The organism is Vreelandella zhuhanensis (genome assembly GCF_009793355.1).
GTDB lineage: Bacteria > Pseudomonadota > Gammaproteobacteria > Pseudomonadales > Halomonadaceae > Vreelandella > Vreelandella zhuhanensis.
In genome coordinates this window covers 218,205-244,048 of record NZ_WTKP01000007.1, presented here as the reverse complement: position 1 = coordinate 244,048, position 25,844 = coordinate 218,205, and the positions used below count along the sequence as shown (strand labels likewise).

Here is a 25,844-nt window from a genome sequence, read left to right as displayed (position 1 = left end):
TATGAGTCCAGCGGACTACGAATCAGAGCTACTAGCAGCTGCTTGAAAAGCATGTCCGGAAAACTGTTGCCAGATCACCACCAACAAGACGGCTGACCAAAACAAAGATAATATACAGCGCGGCTACACCATCCCCTGGCAGCATGAGGAGCTTCTGTATTGGCTGGAAAAGCTCCGCAACTGGCAGGAAAAATACAACCCGATTGATCGGTTAACCAAAGGTAAAGAGCTTGAAATCTCGCACATAGGCCGGGCCAAAGCCAAGTCACAACTGGAAGCGATGGGCGAATTTGCGTTTCTATTTCGGCAGCGAAATTCACCTTTTCCTATTTCTATTCAGGCCCCAAAGAATCCTTGGTATCGCCTACTGTCCAGATTAGAAGAGGATGTATTCAGGACGGGTCAAACACTGGTTAACGGCGAACGCCTGCGGTTCGTGAAAGACTATGGTGATGACTACGACGAGGATAAATCCGCAAAGATGGCGACAGAATACCCTCTTCACAGCCTTCGGGTTTCCTTGATTACCTGCTACACCATGGACACCGACCTGCCATTGCCGGTGATCTCCAAGCTGCTCGCAGGGCATACTCGGCTGCTGATGACGATTTATTACAACAAGATCACGCCCTCCGTGATGGCCGAGAAAATGAAAGAGGCTGACGCAACCCTGGTTGAAGAAGGTGAAGACTCGCTTCGCAACTTCCTCGCGGATGCCGAGATGAATCAAATCCAACTCCGCAGTGCGTACAACAGCGATCAATACAATTCGGTGGAAGCCGCGCTCGCAAACCGGAATCCGATTGGGTGGGAGGAGAGAGCTACCGGCTTGTGCCTGGTTGGCGGTAACTCGGCACGCTCTGATGAAACGGCTACCGCAGGTGGTTGCTGGAATGGTGGCGCCCTTATCAGGGATTCAGCAAACGGTGACTTTAGGGTTTATGGCCCTGTACCCCACGGCCCTGAAAACTGTCCTCGCTGCCGTTGGTTTATCACTGATGCTTCCTACCTTCCAGCGCTTAACTCCCACTTTAATCAGGTGAGCTATAAGGCGCACCAGGCCGCTGAGCTGGCTGTAGAGATTGAGGGGCAGTTAGAGGCGCTGAAGGATGAGTTATTTATCGCCGAAGAAGCAGGCGACGTGTTTCTCAAACATAGGGAGCTTCAAATATTGGAGCGCCGCTACGAAAAGCAGCGAGTTGAAGCTGATGAGTATGCGAAGGATTATATTGCTAGCTTCAATCTAATCAACCGTCTGATTCAAATAGAAAATGGGCGTGGGGACGAAGATGAAAGCCAAAAGCTTGTTGCAGTAGGTTCTTCGGAGGATCTCAACGTCAGCATGAAGTTCATTGAAACCGACTCCGAGTTGCTGCACTTATCTCTGCTCTGCGAAGACGCAGAGTTCTATCCCGATCTGCACGATGACTTGCGTAAGACCCCCGCAATTGCCAAGCGCACGAATGCCCTGAGCCGCATGATGACCCGTTCCGGTTATCAGCCCATCTTTCTTGAAATGGACGAGCGTACCCAGCTTATCGCAGGCAACGTCATAATGCGGAAGATGGCGAAGATCTCTAATGCAGATGACAAGCTGGAGGGCTATCGAATAGCAGCAAATTACATTGAAGCGCAAGAGTATTTGAGCGATGCCGGGCTACTGAAATCCGGATTCGAGGCAGTGAAGAACATTGCCCCAATCACGCTGTCGCCTGGCTCCATAAAGCGGATACCGTCAGTGGAGGTTGGACAATGAATATCGACACTGATGCCGTTCTGGAAACTCTCAAAGACGGTAAAACGGCTAAAACCCAAGCGTCACTGGATAAACTTGGTCAGACCCTCAAGGACTATTACGAATCGGGTGCCAGAGATTTCTCGGTCACCACCATCGGTCGCGTGTCTGAAGAAAATGGCGGCGTGGGCTACCAGTCGATTCGCGCCACTGCGAATAAGCATTATCGTGACTTAATCGAAGCGTGGGCCGTCAAGGCCCAGACGACCACCAAGAAACCACGCGTCGGGCCGGCCAAAAAAACCGGCCAGGATTATCAGTTGCTGGAGCGCATCGATGATACGGCTGTGCGTGCTCTTTTTGGACAGATCATTCGTGAGCGGGATCGCTACAAGAGCGAAGCCAACATGCTCAAGAGTCAAACCAAAATCATCATTGATAAACGACCAACTGCATTCACTGAAACCCGGCCTGAAGGAAGCGTAGAGTTGCTCCCATCGTTGAAGGGGATTTGCTCAGACAACGAGATCAAGGCACTTCGAACCGTCTGCACCGTGGAGTGGCTGGAGAAGCTGGAATTTCAAGCCAATCCATTGGGCCAGGTGAAAGATGAGTATGGTATGGAAATCTTGCCTCGCGGGTTCCTGACAGGGCTCAAAAAAATACTGGGTGAAGTCGATGAGTAATGGTCAAGAGAAGGGACAAGAGAACCTACAGGCTGTTCAGCAGTGGATCGCTGAGCGCGATGCGCTGGGTGATTATGGCGAGTATGAGCGCCGGGGCGTGGTGAATCGTTCAGCGCTCTTTGCGGAGCTTAATATCGCACGATCCACCTACGGTTCAAACGCTGAGATCAGGAAGCTCATCGAGGATGCCGACGCACGCTGGTACGGCGCAAAAGAAGCTGATACGAAAGCCCACAAAACAGCCCGAGAGCGCTCGGAAAAAAAAGCTGCCGTGACCAACGCTGAAGTTAACAAGCTCATGGATCAGATTGTGAAACTCAAGGCTGAAAATGCACAACTGAAACGTGAAAACGAGAAATATGCAGCGATGAAAGAAGTGCTTCTGGAAACAGGTTGCCAGCCTCGATGATGAAAGTGCAGATCGCCAAAATACGAAGGTCAGGAGTCCGCACCGCCTGGGAGATTGCGGAAGACGGAGCGGTTAACAGGCGAAGGTACACGCTGTGTCTTACATTCCCCAAAAGAGTTATGGATGCTGCGGAAGTCGGGACCGTTTGGAATGTGGATGGCATCATCAAAACCCACACCTTTAAAGCCGGAGAACACGAGATCACCGAGCACTATATGAAGGTGAAGAAGTCGGAGTTCCTTCGCCCCGCTGGTGAACTCTTGGTGCGCTGGGTCGCTGCCAACATCGAAGGTGTTGGAGAGGTGAAAGCCAGACGCCTGGTGCGCCAGTTCCCCGATCTTGACCAGCGGGTTCGTGAAAAGGACGTAGGGGCCCTCTCAAGCGTCGCAGGTGTGTCGGCGGAGTCAGCACACGCAATTATCGAGAAGTGGCCTTCTGAGAGCTTCTACGCCGCCCTAGAGTGGTTGCAGAAGTCCAAACTCCCCCTCTCACTAGCTCAGAGTTTGGCAAGGGTTTACGACGACCCCGTACAGACAATCTCTGAAGATCCTTTGATACTCACTGCCTTTGGCGTGTCGTTTCAAGACACGTTAAAACTTATTAAACGTACCAGGCTGGATGTGCCAGAAAGTCGCATACTCGCGGCTGTGGCGGAGCAAGTGGCCATAAGATTTTGCGCTGAGACAGGCTCTACCGTCGTTTCCAAGGACTGCATTGTTCGGGGCTCGGCATCAATATGCGAAACGATTGACCTTAAGCCGGAAGGTATTACTGATGCTGCGCTGAAGCATGGCGCACTTTTGCAAGTTGAGAACGGCTATCAAAGCCTTGGGGCTGCGATACAGGAGCGCACCGTTGGGCGTTTTTTGACAAAATGCAATGAGCGCTTTCAAGGTGCCGGTTCACTTTTTGCAGCCTGGGAAAAAGACCTCACCGATGGCCAGATCGATGTAGCCCTGAAATCGTTTGAGGCATCGCTGCCATTTAGCATGACTGCGGAGCAACGTGAGGCCGTTATAGGAGCCGTGAAATCGCCCGTCTCCCTAATCTCTGGTGGTGCTGGAACAGGCAAAACTACCATCCTCTTGGCCATTCTATCGGTTTATGATCAGCTCTCTTCAGGCCTTGCGCAGTATCAGCTGGCCTTATCCGGTCGTGCGGCCCAACGAATGGCAGAGAGCACGGGGCGAGAGGCGAAGACGATTGCCAAGTTCATCTCTGATCACCTTGGCGATAACAAGAAAGCTGTCGAAGAGCATGTTTTACTGGTGATCGACGAAGCTTCGATGGTGGATTTGATCTCGGCATATAAAATCGTGGGATTACTTCCATACGCCTCGCGCATCATTATGCTTGGTGACGTTGCGCAGCTCCCGCCAGTGGGCGGTGGCTTGATCTTTCATGCTGCGATGGATAGCGCCCTTCCTATTTTTAATCTGACACAAGTAAAACGGCAGGGTGAGCAAAGTGGTATTCATCAGTTGGCGACTGCCGTGCGCGAGGGCAGAATGGACAGAGCATTGCTGAACAGTGCATCCGGTGACACTCGTTACCTTGCCGAATCCAGCCACGAAGCACTGCTGAAAGAGTATGTGAAAACCAACAATCCTGCCGACTGTATTGTTTTAACGCCGGTCCGGAAGGGGACTCTGGGTGTCACTGAAATTAACAAGCTCATTCAGGCTCAGTATGACGAATTCCAACCGCCAGAACTTTGCTACAAGCACCCAGAGCTGGAATGGATACCCTGGATAACGAGCAATGGAGCAACGATCAGATTGAGTGATCGTATCATGGTGACCCGAAACGACTATGAAGCGGATATTCGCAACGGTGATCTGGGCGAGATCACTGAAGTTTATGGCAGTCCCCAGGATGGGGTTTACGGCCTCATGAACATAGACGGAAAGATCGTGGATATCACCGACGATACCATTGAAAGTATCGACCTCGGGTATGCGATAACGATCCATAAATCCCAAGGATCACAGTGGCCTAAGTGCATTCTCCTACTTCCCAAATACGCTTCACGCATGGTCGATCAATCCCTGCTTTACACGGCGATCACTCGCCCTTCTGAAGAGCTGGTGTTGATGGGGGACTCTGCGCTTATTGAGAGCGCGATAAAAAAGGGGAATTCGGCCTCCAAGAGGCTGACCAATATCGGCTCATTGCTCTCTTAAAGAGGGGATAAGGGGGTTGGCTTTGTCAGCCAATCCCCTCATCGCCGGTCGCGGCCATCGGGACCTCTCCCTGTACCGCCCCTGGAATTTACCAGAGCATCGCCGGTCGTGAAATACCTCGGGTGAATCGACGCTTGCGGCGAGAGGGCAGAGCCCTTGTTTTTACCGGCTCCAGCTGTTCTTGCGTTTATCCCACATCTGCAATGTAATCCACTGTTTTTAGGTAGCTATCTCGGGCCCCGTTTTTCCAGCCACAGGAATCAAGAAGTATGGAATATTGGTTCATGTATCCTGTTGAAAGACAATGGGAAGCAAACATGTGAACCAGGCTTTGCTCTGGGGAATTGGCGTCGATCTCTTTTGCGTGTGTTGAGGGTCCGTAATAAGCTGGCCTGCCTGAGCTGGCCGCTCAACAGCGGGTTTGTGTCTAGTACAGCCAAGTTTAACCAAGCAGGAAGATAGACATTGCAAAACCTATTAAAAAATCTTGAAAACCTTTTGCAGCAAGACCAATCCTTCATCTCGGACGGCACGATCCTCAAGAATGCGGTAGTCGAGGCTGCGTTGAATATGGAGCCGCGCTTGCTGGAACTGCTGATGCAGTCCGACACGATCAAGGCGCACTTCTTTACTGAAGTGGCGGGTGCGCTGGTGTTCGACAAGGTGAAGTTTCAGGACTTTGTGTCCAACAAAGCCTTCCTGCCCGACAGCTACACCGCATTCAAGAACCGGATCGGGCTGACCGGTGAGAGCGGCGACTACCTGAGCCAGTCGCGCGAGGTGGTGCTGGCGTGGCCCTACAAGGATTGCGTGCTGGAAGGCGGCATGACGAAAGAGGACCGTAAGCGCGACGAGGTGTTCTGGAACACGACACTGGCCCCGGACGACATCACGCGGCTGTTTGAACCCAAGGTGCTGACTGGCTGGGAACGCTGGGATGCCGAGGCGGTGGAAGCAGGCAAGGCCAAGCCCGTGGGCGAGGTGTCAGACGACGACAATCTGCTCATCAAGGGCAACAACCTGTTGGCGCTGCACTCTCTGAAAAAGCGCTATGCGGGCAAGGTGAAGCTGATCTACATCGACCCGCCCTACAACACCGGTGGGGATGGCTTTCGTTACAACGACCGGTTCAACCATTCGGGATGGCTGACCTTTATGCTCAGCCGCTTGGAGATTGCTAGGGAACTGCTTACCCATGACGGGGCTATTTTCATTACGCTGGATGAGACTGAAACACACTACTGCAAGGTGCTTGGTGATGAGGTGTTCGGGCGTGAGAATTTCGTAGCGCATATTGCTTGGCAAAAGCGGACTTCGCCTGACAACCGCGTGGTTCTCGGTGATGGTTTCGATAACATCCTAGTCTTCGCGAGGACTGTGGGCACCACCAAGCGTGAGAATGGCACCTACAAAACCGTATTCGAGGAAAAGGCCAATCGGCTGCCGCTCACTGAAAAGCAACGTGCCGAATACTCTAACCGCGATAATGACAAAAACGGTGATTGGGTTCACCGGGACTTCACCGCTCAGAACAAGAAAAAGAATGGCGTGTTAGGCCGACCAGATCAGATTTATAAAATCGTCAGTCCATCAGGCGATGAACACTGGCCCCCAGAAGGCCGCTGCTGGGGCGCAACCGAACCCGAATACTGGAAGCTATTCAATGATGGCCGCATTTGGTTTGGAGCAAAGGGCACAAATGCCCCGCGCAAGAAGCTGTATCTGAAAGAGGAAAAGGGTATTCAATCTTGGACTTGGTGGCCTCATTCAGAAGCGGGCACCAATGAGCAAGCTAAGAAGGAGTTGCAATCACACATCGGAGCGGATGCGGCATCGGACTTCACGCCAAAGCCTGAAAAGCTGATTGAGCGCATGCTGCATATAGGCACCAACAAAGGTGACATTGTTCTGGATTTCTTTGTTGGCTCGGGGACGACTGCGGCTGTTGCACACAAGATGGGGCGGCGTTGGCTTGCAATCGAACAAATGGACTATATCCAATACGTGACCAAGCGACGGATGCACAATGTCGTTAATGGTGAACAAGGCGGTGTATCCGAAGACGTGAAGTGGCCGGGCGGCGGATCGTTTGTCTATGCCGAACTCGCGGCCTCCAACGCGGCCTTTGCCGACCGCATCGAAACGGCCCCGGACATCGCCACACTGCAAACCATCCATGCCGATATCCAGGCCACCGGCTATCTCCGATATGACGTGTCCAACAAAGCCTTCGACACCGACGACTTCGCTGCGCTTCCAGTCGGAGACGCCAAGCGCGTGTTGATGGACAGCCTTGATGCCAACCACCTCTATGTCAATCTTGGCTCCCTTGGCGATGCGGACTTTGACATCCCGGAAGCAGACATGCGCGCGACCCGCTCCTTTTACGGGATCGAGCCATGAGCCAGACCCTCACCGATCAGATTGATGCGGTCGCCAAGTTTGGGATGCTCAAGGCAGACATCCCCGACGACATCACCGGCAACCTTGCGCCTAAGATCGAGCTACGCCCCTATCAGCGTACGGCGCTGGAACGCTGGCTGTTCTACATCGACAAGTACGAGGGACGCCCGAAAGCGCCCCACCTACTGTTCCACATGGCCACGGGCAGTGGCAAGACGGTGCTGATGGCGGCGCTGATCCTTGACCTTTACCGGCGCGGCTATCGCAACTTCCTGTTCTTCGTAAACTCCGCCCAGATCATCGAGAAGACCAAGGAGAACTTCCTCAACCCCGCATCAGCCAAGCACCTGTTCGCGCCCAGTGTGCGCATTGATGACAAGCCGGTGGATATCCGCGCGGTGGACACTTTCGACGCAGTGTCGGGGGAAGCGATCAACATCCACTTCACCACCATCCAAGGGCTGCATCGGCGGATGACGGAGCCGAAAGAGAACTCCGTCACCATCGAAGACTTCCGCGACTATAAGGTGGTGATGATCTCGGACGAAGCGCACCACCTGAACGCCGAGACCAAGAGTAAGGACAAGCTGACCAAGGGCGAGGCCGAGGACAAGGCCAGTTGGGAAAGCACGGTGTCCGAAATTTTCGGCCAGCATCCCGAGAACATGCTGTTGGAGTTTACCGCGACAGTGGACCTTAGTAACGAGGCGATCCGCGCGAAGTATCACGACAAGATTTTGTACGACTATTCGCTGCGGCAGTTTCGCGAAGACGGCTATTCCAAGGACATCGAGTTGCGGCAGGCCGATTTGCCGTCCGAGGCCCGTATGATGCAGGCAATGGTGCTGAGCCAATACCGCCGCAAGGTGGCAGAGGCGCACGGGCTGCATTGCAAGCCGGTGATCCTGATGAAGTCGAAGACGATCAAGGACAGCGCCGACAACGAGGCCGCGTTCACTGAGATGGTGGCCGGGCTGACTGACGAGGCGCTGGACGCGCTCAGGGCCACCTCTGAGGGCGATGAGACGCTTTCCCGTGCCTTCACCTTCATCATGGATGAAAGGGGCATGAGCGGCCCGGATTTTGCCCGTGAGCTAGAGGGCGATTTTAGCCCCGAGAAGGTGGTGAACGTCAACAACCCCAAGGATTTGGAAAAAAGACAGATTGAGCTTAACGCCTTGGAGGACCGGAACAACGAGATACGGGTGATCTTTGCCGTCGATAAGCTGAACGAAGGCTGGGACGTGCTGAACCTGTTCGACATCGTGCGCCTGTACGACACCCGCGACGGCAGGGCGAATAAGGTGGGCAAGACCACCATGGCCGAGGCGCAGTTGATTGGACGCGGCGCGCGGTACTTCCCGTTTGTCGCCCCGGACCAGCCCGACGCGGCGCGAGAGAAGCGCAAGTACGACAGCGCGGTGGACACGCCCCTGCGCATCTTGGAGGAACTGCATTACCACTGTTCCCACAACCCCAAGTACATCCAAGACATCCGCAACGCCCTGCGCGAAACCGGCATGCTGGATGAAACCGCAAGAACGGTGCGGCTGCGCCTTAAAGACAACTTCAAACAGTCGTCTCTTTATTTGTCAGGGCACGTTTGGGCAAATGACCGGATCAGGAATCCGCGCGATGACGTGGACGGGCTAGACGCATACAAAATCAAGGGCAACTATACATATCCAAGCTTGATGACTGGGCGCGTGACAGAAGCCTCAGCCTTTGGTGTTGGTAAGTTGACGTTGAAGCCAAATGCCAAGGAGCCCATTTCGCGCGACTACAAGCTGGCAGATTTTGGTAGGGCTATTCTTGGCTTTGCGATGGATGCCGATGACCTCTTCCATTTTACTAATCTGAGGGCCTACTTCCCCAAACTTGCCAGCGCATCAGAATTTATGACGTCGAGTTCTTACCTTGGCGGCGTGACAGTGACGATACGGGGTCTTCTTGAAGACCTTGATGGACTGACGGCGCGGCAGAAGCTGAATATCGTGCAGTATGTGCTTAAACAGATCAAAAGCGAGGTGAAGAGCGAAAGCGTGGAATACGTCGGTACGAAGGAATTCAAGCCTCATAAGATCAGCGAATGCTTTACCGACAACACGTTGAAGCTGCGCATGGAAGGCGAGACTGGATTGAGTTGGGTCAAAGGCGAAAGCAACGTGCCTGGGCTGGACCAAATCGATCTTACAGCTAAGGATTGGTTCGTGTATGACGATAGCTACGGCACCGATCAGGAAAAGCACTTCATAAAATTCCTAAATGATCACGCCGACCGGCTACGAGAACAGTATGACGACTTCCACCTGCTTCGGAACGAGAAAGCGGTGAAGCTTTTTGCGTTTGAGAACGGCCAGGCTTTTGAGCCTGATTTCTTGCTGTTCCTTCGACGGGCTGATTCTGGAACCGAAGAGATCATCCAGCTTTTCATTGAGCCAAAAGGTGTTCATCTCGCGGACCAGGATAAGTGGAAAGAGGACTTTCTTAAGCAGCTGGAAAATGATGCGAAGGTGCACCTTTTCTTCCAAGGAAAGGACTACAAGATTCTTGGGTTGCCTTTTTTCAATGATGGGGCACCTTGGATCAATGATTTTAAGGAGTGCTTTGGCTCAACATTAGGTATTGATGGTAAGACATAACACGTCGCTGCAACGGACGGTAATTCCGCTGGTTCCATCATCAACAGTGAATTTGGTCTTTGAATCCACACCTAAATGCTACGAGGTGTGGATGCTTTGAGGCTAACGACCGCATTACGCCCTAAGTTGCCATAGCCCGGCTAGTCGAAATTTCGCAGAAGTAGAGAGACACAGAGAAACCTACGAGGGAGCCCTGGGGTGGCTGGCTATTAATTTTCGACTTTGATACTCCCCGGTGTGAAAAATGGGTCCACTTTCAGGCCGCCGCTTATGCAGCAAAGCGTTGAGCGTCCACGTTATCACTAGCGATCCAGTTTTTTTACACACTGAATTACACAGTGTGTAAAAACAGAAAAAGCCCCGGATCATAGTGATCACGGGGCTTTCAGTCAGTCAGTCATAGAATTACACAATTTTTACTATATTCTCCCCTGAGGGACGGCTTTTGTTGATCCAGTGTTTGTTGACTTAGCGTTTTAACTCAGGCTTTGGTTAATGTCGTTATTAACGTAGCAGCAAAACAGGCACTTTGCTGTTACGCAACATGGCGGTCGTGGTACTCCCCACCAGCAGATGGCGTATGCGGGAATGGCCGTAAGCACCCATCACCAGCAGATCAATGCCCTGCTCTTGCTGGTAGTTGCTCAGGGTCTCTTCAACATCGCCGGCACGAATCACCCCCTGTGCTTCGTGGCCGGCATTGCGCAAGATATCCAACGCCCATTCCAGTTGGGAATTGTATTCGGCGGTACTCGCGCCCACGATCACTACGTGACAGGCAATGCCCTGAAATAGCGGGCTACGCGCCAGCATCTCGATGCCCTTGCGCGCGGTCTTGCTGCCATCGAAGGCCATCATCACTGTCTCGGGACGTTTGAAGCTCTGCGGTACCATTAGAATGGGACGGTGCATTTCGCGCACCACGCGTTCCAGGTTGGAGCCCAGATGGCCACTGGCTTGATGTCCGGCTTCACCGCGCTTGCCCACCACAAGCAGGCGAACGTCATCCTCCAGTTCGACCAGAGTTTCCACCAGGGTACCGTTACGCTGACGCGTGGCGGAAGTGGTCACGCCATCCTCCACGGCCCTGGCTTGGGCGGCCTCCAGCATCAACCGGCCCTGTTCGCGGGACACCTTGGCGCGTTGCTCGTCCAAGTCGGAAAGCTCTTTCAGCAGTTTTTCGCGTGCGCCCAGTTTCAGGTTGCCCGAGAGATTATGCTGTTGCGTGGTTTGCGAGTGATTATCCACCACGTGCAGAAACGTCAGAGGGGTCTCCAGCGCCTGGCTTGCCCAGACAGCGTAATCGCAGACCCCTTCTGAAAACCGTGAGCCGTCAATCGCGGCCATTACCTGTTCGGTCATCTTGCACTCCTCATTGATTCAAGCATTTAGTGGCCGCCCATGAGTTTTTCCACCGCTTCGGGATCATCATGTACCGCGTAGCGGTCGACGATGGTGGCACTGGCTTCGTTCAGGCCGACAAGCTCGACTTCGGTACCCTCACGACGGAACTTGATCACCACCCGGTCCAGTGTCTGAACGGCGGTAATATCCCAGAAGTGCGCACGCGACAGATTGATGGTGACCTTGTCGAGGCTTTCCTTGAAGTCGAAAGCGCCACCGAAATGCTCGGAGGAGGCAAAGAATACTTGGCCCACTACCTGATATTCTCGGGCACGGCCTTCATCGGCTTCCTTGGAATCGATATACAGGATGTTGCCGACCTTGTTGGCGAAATTCATGGCGGCAAGCAGCACACCGACGAAGACACCGATTGCCAGGTTATGGGTGAAAACCACCACGACCACCGTCGCCAGCATCACCATATTGGTGCTCATGGGATGTTTTTTCAGGTCGCGGATTGATTCCCAGCTAAAGGTACCGATGGCAACCATGATCATCACCGCAACCAAGGCGGCCATGGGAATCTGGGAGACCCAGTCCGCCAGGAACACCACCATCAATAGCAACGCGACCCCGGCGATCAGCGTCGACAAGCGGCGGCGCCCCCCAGATTTAATATTGATCACCGACTGGCCGATCATCGCGCAACCCGCCATGCCGCCGATCAAGCCGGAACCGATGTTGGCGATACCCTGGCCCTTGCACTCGCGGTTCTTGTCGCTTTTGGTATCGGTCAGATCGTCGACGATCGTCGCCGTCATCATCGATTCAAGCAGACCCACCACGGTAAGCATCAGAGCCGTCGGCAGGATGATCATCAGGGTTTCGAGGTTGAGCGGCACGTCCGGCCACAGGAAGATCGGCAGGCTGTCCGGCAGCTCGCCCATGTCGCCGACGCTGCGAATTTCCATGCCGGTCAGCATGTAGACGGCGGTCAGTACCACGATGCATACCAGCGGCGAGGGAATGGTCTTACCGAGTACCGGTACATAGGGAAACAGGTAAATAATGCCCAGGCCGGCCAGCGTCATGGCATACACATGCCAGGTCACGTTCGTCAGCTCCGGCAGCTGCGCCATGAAAATCAGGATCGCCAAGGCATTGACGAAGCCCGTGACCACCGAGCGCGAGACGAAGCGCATCAGGTCGGCCAGTTTCAGGTAGCCGGCGATAATCTGGAGCACCCCGGTAAGCAGGGTCGCCGCCAGCAGGTATTCCAGGCCGTGTTCCTTGACCAGGGTGATCATCAGAAGCGCCATCGCGCCGGTGGCCGCGGAAATCATTCCGGAACGTCCGCCGGTGAAAGAGATGATCACGCAGATGGCGAAAGAGGCGTATAGACCCACCTTGGGGTCGACACCCGCAATGATGGAGAAGGCAATGGCTTCGGGAATCAACGCCAGCGCCACGACGATGCCCGAGAGCGTGTCGCCCTTGAGATTCGATAGCCAGGATTGTTTGAAGGATTGGATCATTTGCGGTTCCGTTGGGTTGTGGGGCGCCGACATTCATACGCAGCAAACAGCAGGCGCATCGAGGCGCTCTGAAGAAGGCGAAGAGTATTGACGAGGTCGAGCAAAGTCCTTGGCGCTACTGAAATGCAGTCGACAATACGGGGTTAACCCGCAAGTCATTACATGGTTAAGCGACTAGGGAGTATCGATGAGCAAGAAGTTACGCAAGGGAACTCCGTCACCGGAACGTGCAAGGCACGCAAGAGGGCTTAGCGCTAGGGTGGACTAGAGGCGATCATCAAAGGGTCCAATCGTTGAACGGAGGTGAAATACCACGCCGCAAGCATGAGACTTTAGTCTATTCGCCTCGGCAAGATGAAGGCGGATTCTAGCAGTAATCGCCTTTGACTTCACCCCAAGCGGGGCCAAGTCGATAAAACAAGGTTTCGATAAAACAATGTTCAACAAATGGCACGTCCTTGCTTTAGCGTTTCTTGTGAGCTTTTCAGCGCGGTTATCCTGCTACGTTCAAGCCGCCGCTCCATCAGCCCTTTCACCAACAGCGTACCCAATACTATCGCGCCACCCATAAATGCCAGTGCCGAGGGGCGTTCGGCCAATATCCACCATACCCACAGCGTACCGACCACCACTTCCATCAGCATCAGAAGCCCGACTTCGGCGGCAGGCAGATATAACGGGCCACGCTGGATCAAGGTGAACCCTAGCGGTAAAAGTGCCAGACACAGCACCATCAGCCATACCCTGCTTTCGGGAGAAGGCATGGTCAGCGATGCACCGAAACCACTGGTAACGAACGCCACCCATGCCACGATCAGCCCTGCCAGGGTCAGCATCGGGCTCATATCGACACCCGGGCGAGTACGGCATAGGGTGAAATTGGCGGCCAAGGCAGTCGCTGCCAACAAAGCAAAACCATTGCCTATCCAGGAACCGGCTCCGGCATCGTCGAGTACGATCAAGGAGGTCCCCAACAGACACAAGAAGATAGCCACCCAGGTTCGCCGAGGCAGATGCTCCTTTAGAAACACTCGGGAAAGCGCAGCGCCTATCAACGGCGCGCTCGCCAGGATAATCAATACATTGCCGCCTTTGGTGTACTGGTTTCCCAGCACGAAACCGAAAGTCGAGAAGCTGAAAAGCACGGCCACGCCGATCCCGGTCATGCCGCAACGCCGATAAGCGTCAAAGAAGCCCGCCCGATGCCGGGCATAGACAATCAAGGAGAACCCCAGGGCAGTGAGCAGCCCTCGCCACAGCAGGATATCCAGGTCCGGCAGGGCGATCAGCTTGATCAACAGCGCATCGGGGGAAATGATCAGCGCACCGCCAGCGGTCATCAACCACCCCTGCTGGCGGCGCGAAAGCGTCTGACTCATTGTTCCGGTGTCGCCTTGCGGGCGTCAGCGTTTGGCCCCGACTCACCCATCGCCTGAAATGCCTTGAGAAGATCCATCGGCATCGGGAAGACCACGGTGGAACTCTTGCTGCCCATATCCGCCATGGTCTGAAGGTAGCGTAGCTGCAACGCCGCCGGGTTGGCGGACAGTACGTGGGCAGCCTCGACCAATTTTTTTGATGCCTGTAGCTCACCTTCGGCATGGATCACCTTGGCACGCCGTTCACGCTCGGCTTCAGCTTGGCGGGCAATCGCACGAATCATGCTCTCATCCAGGTCGACATGCTTGATCTCCACGTTGGCGACCTTGATGCCCCAAGCTTCCGTCTGAATATCGAGAATCTCTTGAATGTCATCGTTAAGCTTATCCCGCTCGGAAAGCATTTCGTCCAGATCATGCTTACCCAGGACCGAGCGCAGCGTGGTCTGGGCCAGTTGGCTGGTGGCCACGGTGAAATTTTCTACCTGAATAATCGCCTTCTCGGGGTCGACCACGCGAAAATACAGCACCGCATTGACCTTCACCGTGACGTTATCCTTGGAAATCACATCCTGCTCGGGCACATCCATGGTAACGGTGCGCAGATCCACCACATCCACTTTCTGGATACCCGGCACGATAAAGAATAGCCCCGGCCCCTTGACCGTCTGAAAGCGGCCCAGGAAGAACACCACCCCGCGCTTGTACTCCGGGAGAATACGAATCGAAGCCGCTATCAGCATCAATAGCAGGACGACCGGTACTAGATATGAAATGATCATGTCTTGGCTCCTTATGGATTGCATGGTACCTGGTTGCTTGTTTCACACCGGCTCGACATGCAGCGTCAAGCCCTCGACGCGAACCACTTTAACCGTCTGGCCCTGGCTCAGCGGCGTTTGACTTCGTGCATGCCAGCGCTCGCCTTCCAGTCGTACATAGCCCTGCTCTTCGAAGTCCTTCAGCACTACCGCTTCATGGCCCACCAGCTGATCCTGGCCGGTATGCGCCGGTTGTAGCTTGAGTCCGATGAAGCGTGTTGCCGTCCACAGCATCACCGCCGCGGCCAGCAACGCCACCCCACCGATCATGGGCAACGAGACACGTAAATTTTCGGCGTCCATCAACATGATGGAGCCGAACACGAAGGCCGCAATTCCGCCTATGCCCAAGATACCAAAGCTAGGCATCAGGGCTTCGCCCACGATCAATCCCAGCCCGACCACTATCAGTGCTAGTCCCGCGTAGTTGATAGGCAACACTTGAAAAGCAAACAACGCCAATAACAGACAGACGATACCGATGGTGCCGGGAAACAGGCTGCCGGGGCTGGAAAGCTCGAAGAGCAATCCATAAAACCCGATAAGCATCAGAAAATAGGCGATGTTGGGGTTGGTGATAATCGCCAGCAACTGGGTACGCCAATCCGGGTCGAAACGATCAACCTCCAGCCCTGCGGTTTGCAGAATACGCTCACCGTCATGCATGACCACTTCCCGACCGTCAATTTTCGCCAGTAGCTCCGACAAGTCGCTTGCCAGCACATCGATCACCTCTTGTTCCAGCGCTTCGCTTGCGGTCAGGTTGACGGCTTCGCGCACGGCTTGCTCCGCCCAGTCGGCATTGCGTCCGTGGCGCTCGGCCAGGCTGCGAATGAAGCTGACGGCATCTTCCAGCACCTTACGCTCCATGGCGTCACCGCCTCGGCGGGGTGTATCGGTCGAGGTATCCTCATCGCCCGTGGCATCATCCTCATCGGGCTGCTCGCTCATGCCGGGAAGGCCTCCACCCATCTGAATCGGCGTGGCGGAACCCAGGTGAGTCGCGGGTGCCATCGCTGCCACATGGCTGCCATAAAGCAGATAGGTTCCGGCACTCGCCGCTCTTGCCCCGCTAGGCGAAACATACATCACCACCGGAATATCCGAGCCCAGCATTTCCCGAATCATGTCCCGGGTGGTTTCCACCAAACCACCCGGGGTATCGAGCTGCACGATCATCACTTCACTGCCCCGCTCCCGGGCAGTTCGCAAGCCGCGCTCAAAATAATCCTTGGTCGCTGGGCCGATTGCCCCTTCCACCGTCAAAAGTAGCGCCTGGCGCTCAGCTGTTTGAGTTTGAGCATGGGTTTGCCAAGCCAGCAGGAGGGTACCCAGCAGCAGGAAGCCCAAGGAAATCGAAAAAATCCTGAGAACATGCTTCCCGAACGTCATGATGACTCTCCCTGCATATGCCTAGGCTTACTGCACAGCCTAGCAGCTGAATACCATCCCACCCATATCTCATGCTCGGTCGATGCATGCTAAGCCCAATGCAGAATGTGAGTCGGCGGTGTCTTTCGTTACCATGGGCAGCAAGGGTGGCGATCACCACCGAACCAACCTGTTCGGCGACATCCTTTCCGACCTCTGCGCGGGGCTGATGGGCGGCCTGGGCCTGGCCCCCGGCTCCAATATCGGCGAGCAAGCGGCAATCTTCGAAGCGGTACATGGCTCGGCACCCGATATTGCCGGCAAGAACATGGCCAACCCCTGCGCCTTGTTGCTCGCGGCAGCCGATATGGGAGGCAGTGGTACCACGCAAACCTTCGCCGAGGCACTCGTGGCCGAACTGAAGTGGCGAAACTGAAGTAACCCAGCACCGCATCGTGCTTCCCCTTTGAGCCACGATGCGGGCACCGGAACTCCCCTCAGGCACCTCCCTATCACAATCCTCATGCTTTCAAAGCAACTTCTAATAACTTTTTATTAACTAAAAAGAATGTTAAATAAAAAAAATAACTAATAAAAATTCCTAAAAAAACAATAAAAATAATTGATTAAAAAACAAAACAGGCTACCCAAATACCCCTCGTTCCTGTTTCTCTTTATTTATCTTTCTTTCCAGGTCCCTTACTTGATCTAAATTATAGTGATCACTGCTTAGCTAATCTATGATTATTCGACTATACCTGTGTACTAGCTCTTACAGACGCAGAGCCTACGGTAAGATTGCCAAACGCAGGATGCGTAGTGAGATCAGCATTAAACGATGCCTATAGGCATCGTTGACCATGATAAATCCAAGGAGGGCAAACATGGGCAATGTGGCTTTACATGATGTTACTACCAACAAAGGTGATCTAAACCCAAACATTCCGGATGATATCGTGCAAATTGACTCAAGTGTCATTGATACCCCTTTTACCTATGAAAAACCTCTTCGCGAAGCTAAAAAGCCGTGCAAGACAGTTCATGACCGCAACGTTAACCAACCTCCTGAAAAGACGCTCGAATCTCCCCAACGTATACTTTTCGTTACTTCCGAGATTGCCGATTTCGTCAAGGTCGGGGGACTGGGCGATGTCTCCTCGGCACTGCCCCGAGCGCTCGCGACGCACCATGACGTAAGAGTGTTGATTCCCGCTTACCGGGAAATGATTGAGTCCGAGCATGAAATCGAACCTGTCGGTCACCTGGCCGCATTTGCGGGTCTGCCGGCCTGTGATATCGGAAAAATCACCTGTGACGACGGCCTGATTATCTATGTGTTGTTGTGTCCCGAGCTTTATCAACGTGAGGGTACGCCCTACGGCAGGGGTTCGAGCGGCTATGGCGATGGGCAAAATGAAGGCTGGGATGACAATGATATTCGCTTCGCCAGATTGTCACGCGCCGCCGCAGATATCGCCCTGGGAGATGCCGGTCTGGATTGGCAGCCCCAACTGTTGCACCTCAACGACTGGCAGTGTGGCCTGACAGCGGGCTATCTGCATTGGCAGGGAGAGTCGGTACCCAGCGTATTCACCATCCACAACCTGGCCTATCAAGGCATATTCAACGCCTCGCGTCGCGAAACGCTGGGCATTCCCCAAGAGGCGTTTCATATCGAAGGGGTCGAGTTTTACGGCAACCTTTCTTTCATGAAAGCCGGGATCGTCTATGCCTCGCATGTCACCACCGTCAGCGCGACCTATGCCCAGGAGATCACCACGCCTAACTTCGGCTGCGGGCTGGATGGCCTGCTTCGCTGCAAGGCCGAAAGTAAGCAATTGAGCGGTATTCCCAACGGGATTGACGACTCTTGGGATCCACGTACCGATATCCACATCGCTCAAGCTTTCTCCTGCAATGATTGGCGGGGCAAGCGCGTCAACGCCGATTACGTAAGGCGCCACTTCGGCCTGGCAGCCGGCCAGGGTCCTCTGTTTGCCGTGGTGTCTCGTCTGGTACATCAAAAGGGGCTGGATCTGACCATAGAGGCGGCCAAGACCATCGTTCATGCGGGGGGCCAGATCGTTTTCATGGGCTCCGGCGAGCACCACGTGGAAGAGGCATTACGCAAGCTGGCAGCGCGTTTTCCGGGCGCCATCGCCGCCTATATCGGTTTCGACGAGCACCAGGCCCGCTGCCTGTTTGCCGGCAGTGACTTTCTGCTGATGCCTTCACGGTTCGAACCATGCGGGCTGAGCCAGATGTATGCCCAGCGTTTCGGCTCATTACCCATCGCCTATTGTACCGGCGGCTTGGCCGACACCATTGAGGATGGCGTGTCCGGCTTTTTGTTCAATGACATGGAATTCGGCAGTTACATGAAATCCATTCAGCGAGCCTTCACCGTTTTCAAGTCGACCGACCTGTTCAATGCCATGCGCGGCGCCGCCATGGCGGGCCGCTATCACTGGCGGCAGTCGATCGAACCGTATAGCAGGCTGTACCAGCAGGTACTCGAAAAGCAGGGCGACAAGACGCAAGCCATCTACTGAAGAGATGAGCCATGTTTCAAAGCGACGCATCTCAGAGAGCCAGGTTTCAGCCTACCTTCGGCGCCCAGGTCATCAGTGAAGGACGAACACGCTTTGTTCTATGGGCGCCTAGCGCGCATACAGTCGAGCTGGAAGTCGAAGGGAGACCACGCATGGTCATGGCGGAGGCAGGCAATGGATGCTTTTCGATCGAAGCGTCATGTAGCCATGGTGCTCGCTACCATTATCGCGTGTTCAAGGATGATGACCAAGCCGGTACTCGGATACCCGACCCGGCCTCCCGCGCCCAGGCCGGTGACGTCGACGGGCCGAGCCTGGTGATCGACCCCCAGCATTATGTATGGCGAAACATTGCCTGGCAGGGCCGCCCTTGGCACGAAACCGTGCTTTATGAAGTGCATATCGGCACCTTGGGCGGTTTCGACGGTGTGCGCCAACGTCTGCCTTATCTTGCCGAGCTTGGGGTCACCGCCATCGAACTGATGCCGGTCTCGGAATTCCCCGGGGCACGCAATTGGGGCTACGACGGCGTGCTTCCCTACGCGGTGGAGGCCTCCTACGGCAGCCCCGACGATATGAAAGCGCTGATCGATGAGGCTCACGAGCTCGGATTGATGGTGTTTCTCGATGTGGTCTACAACCATTTTGGTCCGGAGGGCAACTACCTCGCTCATTATGCCGACGCCTTCTTTCGTGACGACCTGGTCACGCCCTGGGGTCCTTCCATCGATTTTCGCCAGCCCATGGTGCGCCAGTATTTCATCGACAACGCCCTGATGTGGCTCGAAGAGTACCGGCTGGACGGCTTGCGCTTCGATGCAGTGCATGCCATCAGCGAGCGCGACTTTCTGATCGAAATGGCGGAGGAAATACGCGCACGCAGCGCACCGCAACGCCATCTGCACCTGGTTCTTGAAAACGAGGGCAACAGCGCGAGCCTGATCAACCCTCGACAGTACAGTGCCCAGTGGGACGATGACTGGCACAACGTCATCCATGTGCTGCTGACCGGCGAGCATGAAGGCTACTATGCCGATTTCGTCGAGGATGCCACGTCACGCCTGGCACGCTGCCTGAGCGAGGGCTTCATCTACCAGGGCCAGCAGTCGCGTCACGGCCATTCCCGTGGTGAGCCCAGCGGCCACCTGCCGCCTACCGCCTTTGTGGCGTTCTTGCAGAATCACGACCAGATCGGCAATCGCGCCCTTGGCGAGCGGCTGAGCGTTCTCGCCGACCCCGAGGCACTCGAGGCCGCCACCCTGCTGCTGCTGCTTTCGCCGATGGTGCCCTTGCTGTTCATGGGCGAGGAATGGGGTTCCAGGCGCCCTTTTCTGTTCTTCACCGAACATAAAGATGACCTCGCCGAGGCAGTCCGTGAAGGAAGACGCTCGGAATTCGCCGACTTCAGCGCCTTTCGCGACGCAAGGACCCGCGAGCAAATTCCCGACCCCAACGCGCGCCAGACTTTCGAGGACTCGATTCCCGATTTCGAAGCTCGCAAAACACCTCCTCATAATGCCTGCCTTGAGCGTTATCGCACCCTCCTGGCGCTGCGCCACCGTGAGATCGTGCCACGCCTGGAAGGCGCCGTGGCACTGGGGGCAGAGGTGCTGGGCGAAAAAGCCGTCGTCGCCCGTTGGCGGATGAACGATGACAGCCAATTGGCCATAGCGCTCAACCTGAGCGATGAGCCGGTGGCGACCTCCGGTTTCGGCGTCGGTCAGCATTTGTATGAAACCCGGGAAGGCGTGGCGGTAGCAGCACAAAGCGGGCGCCTGGCACCCCGCTGTGCCGCCGCTTGGCTGCAACACAATCCAGGAGAAGAGGAAATGAGTGTATGAGCGATACGCTGAGACAACTCGCCACGGCGGCCGGTTTACTCCTGGAATGGGAAGACAGCGATGGTGAAACCCGCCAGTTGCCGGAAGAGCGCCAACGCAGACTGCTTTCAATCCTCGGTTTTCCCGCCGATGATGAACCGGCCATGCGGGACAGTCTGAAACGCCTGAAACGCTTGAACGAACCCGAAGGACCCGAGCAATGGCCGCCGCTGATTACCGCCGACGGTGGTTATTCGGTGGCACTGCCTTCGTCGCTGACGCCCGGCACCCCTTTCACCCTGATTCTTGAGCAGGGCGGCCGTCGAGCGGGGTATCTTGAAAAACGCGATTACCTGCCCGCCGTAGCGGAAATTGGCTACCACCGGCTGCAAATTGCCAACGTGGAAATAACGCTGGCCGTCGCCCCGGCGCAATGTTTTTCTCCCAAGGATGCGGTCACCGAGCCTACTCCACGACTCTGGGGACTCGCCGCACAACTCTATGCCCTACGGCGCCCCGGTGATGGCGGGATCGGCGATGCCTTGGCCCTGGAAATCTTTGCCGCGCGCGCGGCTGAACAGGGAGCTGCGGCGCTGGCAATCAGCCCGACTCACGCCATGTTCAGCGCCGACCCCGAGCGTTACAGTCCCTATTCGCCTTCCAGCCGCTTGCTGCATAACGTGCTTTACGGTTCCCCCGAAATCTTACTGGGCAAGGCGGCGGTGAAAAAGGCCGAGGCACAAGGCGACCTGGAAGCGCGAATGCGTCGCCTGGAAGCCGACGACTATCTCGACTGGCCTGCAGCGGCACGTACCAAGCTGGCCTGGTTACGCACCCTCTACGACGACCTGACGACCCGCCAGGATAGCGAGGCTCAAGCACTGCGCCAGAACCTGGCGGCGTTTCGCCAGGCAGGCGGCAGTTTGCTGGAAGATCATTGCCGTTTCGAGGCGCTGCAAATGGAGTTCGGACCGAGTGACTGGCATGACTGGCCTCAGGCCCTGCGCGACCCCGCCAACCCCGACGTCAGCCGCTTTGCTGAAGCCCACTCCCAGGAAGTGGGCTTTCACGCCTTTTTACAGTGGGTCGCAGACCAAGGGTTGGCTCATGCCCAGAAGGCGGCCCGCGATGCAGGCATGAAAGTCGGGCTGATCGCCGACCTGGCCGTAGGCGCCGACGCCGCGGGCAGCCAGACATGGAGCCGCCAGTCCGAAATGCTGGAAGGCGTCTCGATCGGCGCCCCCCCCGACCTTCTCAACGTCCATGGCCAGGACTGGGGATTGGCCGCCTTTTCACCCTACGGCCTGGTCCATGCAGGGTTTCGCAGCTTCATCGACATGCTGCGTAACGCCTTCACCCACGCCGGCGGGTTGCGTATCGACCACATTCTCGGCCTGATGCGTCTGTGGCTGATTCCCTATGGCGCCCCGCCTACCGAAGGCGGTTACCTGCGCTATCCCTTTGACGACATGCTGCGCCTGGTGGCGCTGGAATCGTGGCGCCATCGCGGCATCGTCATCGGCGAGGATCTGGGCACCGTCGCCCCGGGCTTTCGGGAACACTTGGCCGCACGCGGCATCCTGGGCATGCAGGTGCTCTGGTTCGAGCTGGATGAAAACGATGCCTTCCTGCCGGCAAGCGACTGGTCTGCCGAAGCCTTGGCGACCACCTCGACCCATGACCTTCCGACTGTCGCTGGCTGGTGGGCGGGTCGCGACATCGAATGGCGCAGCCGCCTCGGACTACTCAAGGAGACGCAAAGCACCGAAAGCGAGCAAGGCGAACGTCGCCGAGCACGCGCCAGGCTCGCAAGCACCCTGGGGCTGCTTTGCAACGGTTCGTTGACCAGAACGCTGGAAGCGTCCGACATTCCCACCTCCCAGGTACTCGATGCCTGCGCCCGCCATTTGGGTCGCACGCCCGCCCCCCTAGCATTGCTCCCGGTGGAGGACGCCTTGGGGCTCGAGGAGCAGGCCAACCTGCCGGGCACTATCGACGAGCATCCCAACTGGCAAAGGCGCTGGACGGCCGATGCCGACGTGTTGCTCGCATCGGATGAAGTTCGCCATCGCCTTGGCGAACTGGCGCGCGCCCGCAAGGCTTCAGGTACCGAGGCGCCCCGGGAGCCCCAATCATGAGCGATATCCGTGCGACCGTTCGTCTGCAATTTCATGCCGGTTTCACCCTGGATGATGCGGAACGCTGGGTGGACTACTACGCCGCCCTGGGTGTCAGCCACATCTACGCCTCGCCGCTCCAGGCCTCGCGCGCCGGCTCCCCACATGGCTACGACGGGATCGACCCGACCCGCATCGACCCGGAGCTTGGCGGCGAGGCGGCGCTGGAGCGCCTGGTGACGCGGCTACGCGCGAACGACATGGGGCTGATACTGGATATCGTGCCCAACCATGTCGCGGTCGGCGGCTCGGAAAATCCCTGGTGGCAGGAGGTGCTGGCCTGGGGTCGTGACAGCCCCTATGCCGAATTCTTCGACATCGACTGGTGCTCTCCCGACCCGTTGCTCACCGGAAAGCTGCTGGTTCCGTTTCTCGGTGCGCCTTATGCCGAGATACTCCAGTCAGGTGAGTTGTCGCTGCGCTACGTGCCGCAAGCGGGGAATTTTCACCTCGCCTATCACGAGCATCGCTTTCCCATCGACCCACGCCATTACGGCGATATCTTGCGCCTTGCCGAGCATGACTTGCTATGGAACCTGGCGGCACAGTTCGATGCGCTGCAGCAGCGTGAGGACGCCTACACCGCGGTTAGCGAAGCACGAGGCGCGCTGCAACGAGCCGTGGAGGACTCATCGGCCCGTCAAGCGCTCGACGAGGCCCTGGTGCAATTCGACGGCGCCACCTCCGACGAGGCCATCCGTCTGCATGCCCTGCTCGAACGTCAGCATTACCGCCTGGCATGGTGGCGAACCGCCTCCGATGAAATCAACTGGCGGCGTTTCTTCGACGTTACCGAACTGGGGGGATTACGCGTCGAGCTGCCCGAAGTCTTCGAGGCCACCCATGCCCTGCCGCTACGCCTGGTCGAAGCGGGTTGGGTGGATGGCCTGCGGGTCGACCATGTCGACGGGCTTGCCGACCCCCGCGGCTATTGCTTGCGTCTGCGCCAGCGCCTGGACGCCTTGCAGGAAAAGCGTCCCGCCGATGCGCCGCGCCATGTTGTCCTCTATGTAGAAAAGATTCTGGGCGCCGAGGAGACATTGCATTGCGACTGGGGCGTGGATGGCACCAGCGGTTACGAGTTCATGAACGACGTCTCCGGGGTACAGCACGACCCGGCCGGTACCCAGCCTCTGCGAGAGCTGTGGCATGAGGTCAGCGGTCGCGACCCCGACTTTCTTGTCGAGGTACGCCTGGCCCGGCGTGAAATACTCACCCATATCCTGGCCAGTGAATATGCTGCCTGCGCGCGAGCGCTGCACGCCGTCGCCCGCTCACAGCTGGCCAGCCGCGACATCACCCTGGCGGCGATTCGACGTGCGCTGAAGGCATTGATCGCGCATTTTCCGATCTATCGCACCTATGCCGACGACGCAGGCCGCCCCGAGGTAGACGAACCTTTCTTCGCCCAGGCCATGGCGGGGGCACGCCAAGACCTTAGCCCTCCTGATGCGTGGGTTCTCGAACAACTCGACCTTTGGCTGGGTGGCGAAGCGCCAAGCGACTGCGAGGATAACCAGGAACGCCGGCTGCGCCAGCGGGCCATCGTGCGTTTCCAGCAACTCACCTCCCCGGTCGCCGCCAAGGCGGTGGAAGACACCGCCGGGTATCGCAGTGCGGTGCTGATCTCGCGCAACGACGTGGGCTTCGATGGCGAGCACTTCCACCACTCCCCCGAGCATTTTCATGCCGCGAACGCCTGGCGCGCTCGCCACTTCCCTCTCAGCCTGGTAACCACCGCGACTCACGACCACAAGCGCGGCGAGGACGTACGCGCACGGCTGGCCGCGCTCAGTGAGCACGCCAAGCCGTTCACCGACCAAGTCGAGCATTGGCGGCTGTTGGCCACCCCGCTGCGTCGGACACTACTCGACGGGCCTGCCCCCTCGCCCGGCGACCAGTTGATCCTCTATCAGCTGCTGCTCAGTGCCTGGCCGCCGACCCTCGAAACTCAGGACGCCGACGGCATGCGGGACTTTACCCAGCGCCTTGTCCAATGGCAGCAAAAAGCCCTGCGCGAAGCCAAGTTGCATAGCCATTGGCTATGGCCGGACGAAGCCTACGAGGCGGCCTGTCGTGAGTTTCTGGAAGGTCTGCTGGCAGAGCCGATGCTGCGTGATTCACTCGCCGACGCGGCGCGAGCGCTCGATCTTCCCGGGGCGATCAACGGCCTGACCCAGACTGTACTGCGACTCACCGTCCCCGGTGTGCCGGATCTCTACCAGGGGTGCGAATTCTGGGACTACAGCCTGGTCGACCCCGACAATCGGCGCCCGGTGGATCATGCTGCGCGCCAGGCGGCGTTGGCTGAGGAGCCGACACCGCTTGCCACTCTGCCTGATTGGCGTGACGGACGATTGAAGCAAGCCGTCATCGCTCAGCTGCTGGCGCTTCGACAACATCAGCCTGCGCTATTCGCTCAAGGCAACTATCGTGAGATAGCGACGACTGGCGAAAACGCGGCCAACCTTCTAGCTTTCACACGAGGCCACGCCGGGCAACAGCTACTGGTGGTAGTGCCCCGGCTCCCCGCTGGCCTGTTGGGCGATGCCGAGCAACCACATATCCCGCCACAGCGTTGGGGCAACACCCGTTTGCAGCTGACGCCTGAACTGCAAGGCACCTGGCAGGAAGTGCTGACTCACGCCACCCTAGCGATAAGCGAGAGCGAGATTCCAGCCGCAACACTTCTGACAGAGCTGCCCGTCGGGGTTTTTCTACGTGACGATGCCTTGGCCGCTAGAGATCGGGAAACATCTTTTCTACATTGAAACAAACAAGTCAGGG

At 56.6% G+C, this 25,844-nt stretch carries 15 protein-coding genes and 1 pseudogene; 11 read left to right on the top strand and 5 right to left on the bottom strand.

Annotation, left to right across the window (positions count from 1 at the left end; translation table 11 throughout):
* Positions 1 to 73: 73 nt before the first annotated feature.
* The 6 genes from gmtZ (at position 74) to GPM19_RS11530 (ending at position 10,058) form a co-directional block, all read left to right on the top strand.
* A complete protein-coding gene (gmtZ, locus tag GPM19_RS11555) occupies positions 74 to 1,756 on the top strand; it encodes a gamma-mobile-trio integrase GmtZ (protein ID WP_443089488.1) in 1,683 nt (560 codons plus the stop codon).
* Positions 1,753 to 2,421, top strand: a complete 669-nt coding sequence (gene gmtX / locus GPM19_RS11550; RefSeq protein ID WP_160419184.1) for a gamma-mobile-trio protein GmtX — start codon at positions 1,753 to 1,755, stop codon at positions 2,419 to 2,421. Before gmtZ ends, gmtX begins: the two co-directional genes overlap by 4 nt.
* Complete coding sequence (locus GPM19_RS11545; protein WP_160419183.1) at positions 2,414 to 2,830, top strand: VPA1267 family protein; 417 nt, start codon at positions 2,414 to 2,416, stop codon at positions 2,828 to 2,830. The genes gmtX and GPM19_RS11545 overlap by 8 nt, the downstream gene beginning before the upstream one ends.
* A complete protein-coding gene (locus GPM19_RS11540) occupies positions 2,827 to 5,013 on the top strand; it encodes an AAA family ATPase (RefSeq protein ID WP_160419182.1) in 2,187 nt (728 codons plus the stop codon). Before GPM19_RS11545 ends, GPM19_RS11540 begins: the two co-directional genes overlap by 4 nt.
* A gap of 465 nt (positions 5,014 to 5,478) precedes the next feature.
* Complete coding sequence (locus tag GPM19_RS11535) at positions 5,479 to 7,416, top strand: DNA methyltransferase (protein ID WP_160419181.1); 1,938 nt, start codon at positions 5,479 to 5,481, stop codon at positions 7,414 to 7,416.
* On the top strand, positions 7,413 to 10,058 hold the full coding sequence (locus GPM19_RS11530) for a DEAD/DEAH box helicase family protein (RefSeq protein WP_160419180.1): 2,646 nt from the start codon (positions 7,413 to 7,415) through the stop codon (positions 10,056 to 10,058). Before GPM19_RS11535 ends, GPM19_RS11530 begins: the two co-directional genes overlap by 4 nt.
* A 504-nt stretch (positions 10,059 to 10,562) precedes the next feature.
* On the opposite strand, the gene GPM19_RS11525 is transcribed toward GPM19_RS11530, so the two are convergent.
* The 5 genes from GPM19_RS11525 to GPM19_RS11505 form a co-directional block, all read right to left on the bottom strand.
* Positions 10,563 to 11,420, bottom strand: a complete 858-nt coding sequence (locus GPM19_RS11525) for a universal stress protein (RefSeq protein ID WP_160419179.1) — start codon at positions 11,418 to 11,420, stop codon at positions 10,563 to 10,565.
* Between the two features lie 26 nt (positions 11,421 to 11,446).
* Positions 11,447 to 12,937 (bottom strand): SulP family inorganic anion transporter, encoded by a 1,491-nt coding sequence (locus GPM19_RS11520; protein WP_160419178.1) that lies wholly within the window; start codon positions 12,935 to 12,937, stop codon positions 11,447 to 11,449.
* 440 nt (positions 12,938 to 13,377) lie between these two features.
* Positions 13,378 to 14,316 (bottom strand): DMT family transporter, encoded by a 939-nt coding sequence (locus GPM19_RS11515; protein WP_160419177.1) that lies wholly within the window; start codon positions 14,314 to 14,316, stop codon positions 13,378 to 13,380.
* Entirely contained in the window at positions 14,313 to 15,098 is a 786-nt protein-coding gene (locus tag GPM19_RS11510; RefSeq protein ID WP_160419176.1) for a slipin family protein, read from the bottom strand. The genes GPM19_RS11515 and GPM19_RS11510 overlap by 4 nt, the downstream gene beginning before the upstream one ends.
* Positions 15,099 to 15,140: 42 nt before the next feature.
* Positions 15,141 to 16,529: an NfeD family protein gene (locus GPM19_RS11505; protein WP_160419175.1), complete on the bottom strand. Its 1,389-nt coding sequence runs from the start codon at positions 16,527 to 16,529 to the stop codon at positions 15,141 to 15,143.
* Positions 16,530 to 16,692: 163 nt separating this feature from the next.
* Between GPM19_RS11505 and GPM19_RS11500 the strand changes: the two are divergent.
* The 5 genes and pseudogenes from GPM19_RS11500 to treY form a co-directional block, all read left to right on the top strand.
* Positions 16,693 to 16,944, top strand: a pseudogene (locus tag GPM19_RS11500) (isocitrate/isopropylmalate family dehydrogenase); the annotation flags it as partial.
* Between the two features lie 520 nt (positions 16,945 to 17,464).
* Positions 17,465 to 19,060 (top strand): glycogen synthase GlgA, encoded by a 1,596-nt coding sequence (glgA, locus tag GPM19_RS11495; protein WP_371829364.1) that lies wholly within the window; start codon positions 17,465 to 17,467, stop codon positions 19,058 to 19,060.
* 11 nt (positions 19,061 to 19,071) lie between these two features.
* Positions 19,072 to 20,901 (top strand): malto-oligosyltrehalose trehalohydrolase, encoded by a 1,830-nt coding sequence (gene treZ, locus GPM19_RS11490; protein ID WP_160419174.1) that lies wholly within the window; start codon positions 19,072 to 19,074, stop codon positions 20,899 to 20,901.
* Entirely contained in the window at positions 20,898 to 23,018 is a 2,121-nt protein-coding gene (gene malQ, locus GPM19_RS11485; protein WP_160419173.1) for a 4-alpha-glucanotransferase, read from the top strand. Before treZ ends, malQ begins: the two co-directional genes overlap by 4 nt.
* The gene (gene treY / locus GPM19_RS11480; RefSeq protein ID WP_160419172.1) at positions 23,015 to 25,828 is read left to right on the top strand and encodes a malto-oligosyltrehalose synthase; all 2,814 of its coding nucleotides are present in this window, start codon (positions 23,015 to 23,017) and stop codon (positions 25,826 to 25,828) included. The genes malQ and treY overlap by 4 nt, the downstream gene beginning before the upstream one ends.
* The last annotated feature ends 16 nt before the right edge of the window (positions 25,829 to 25,844 follow it).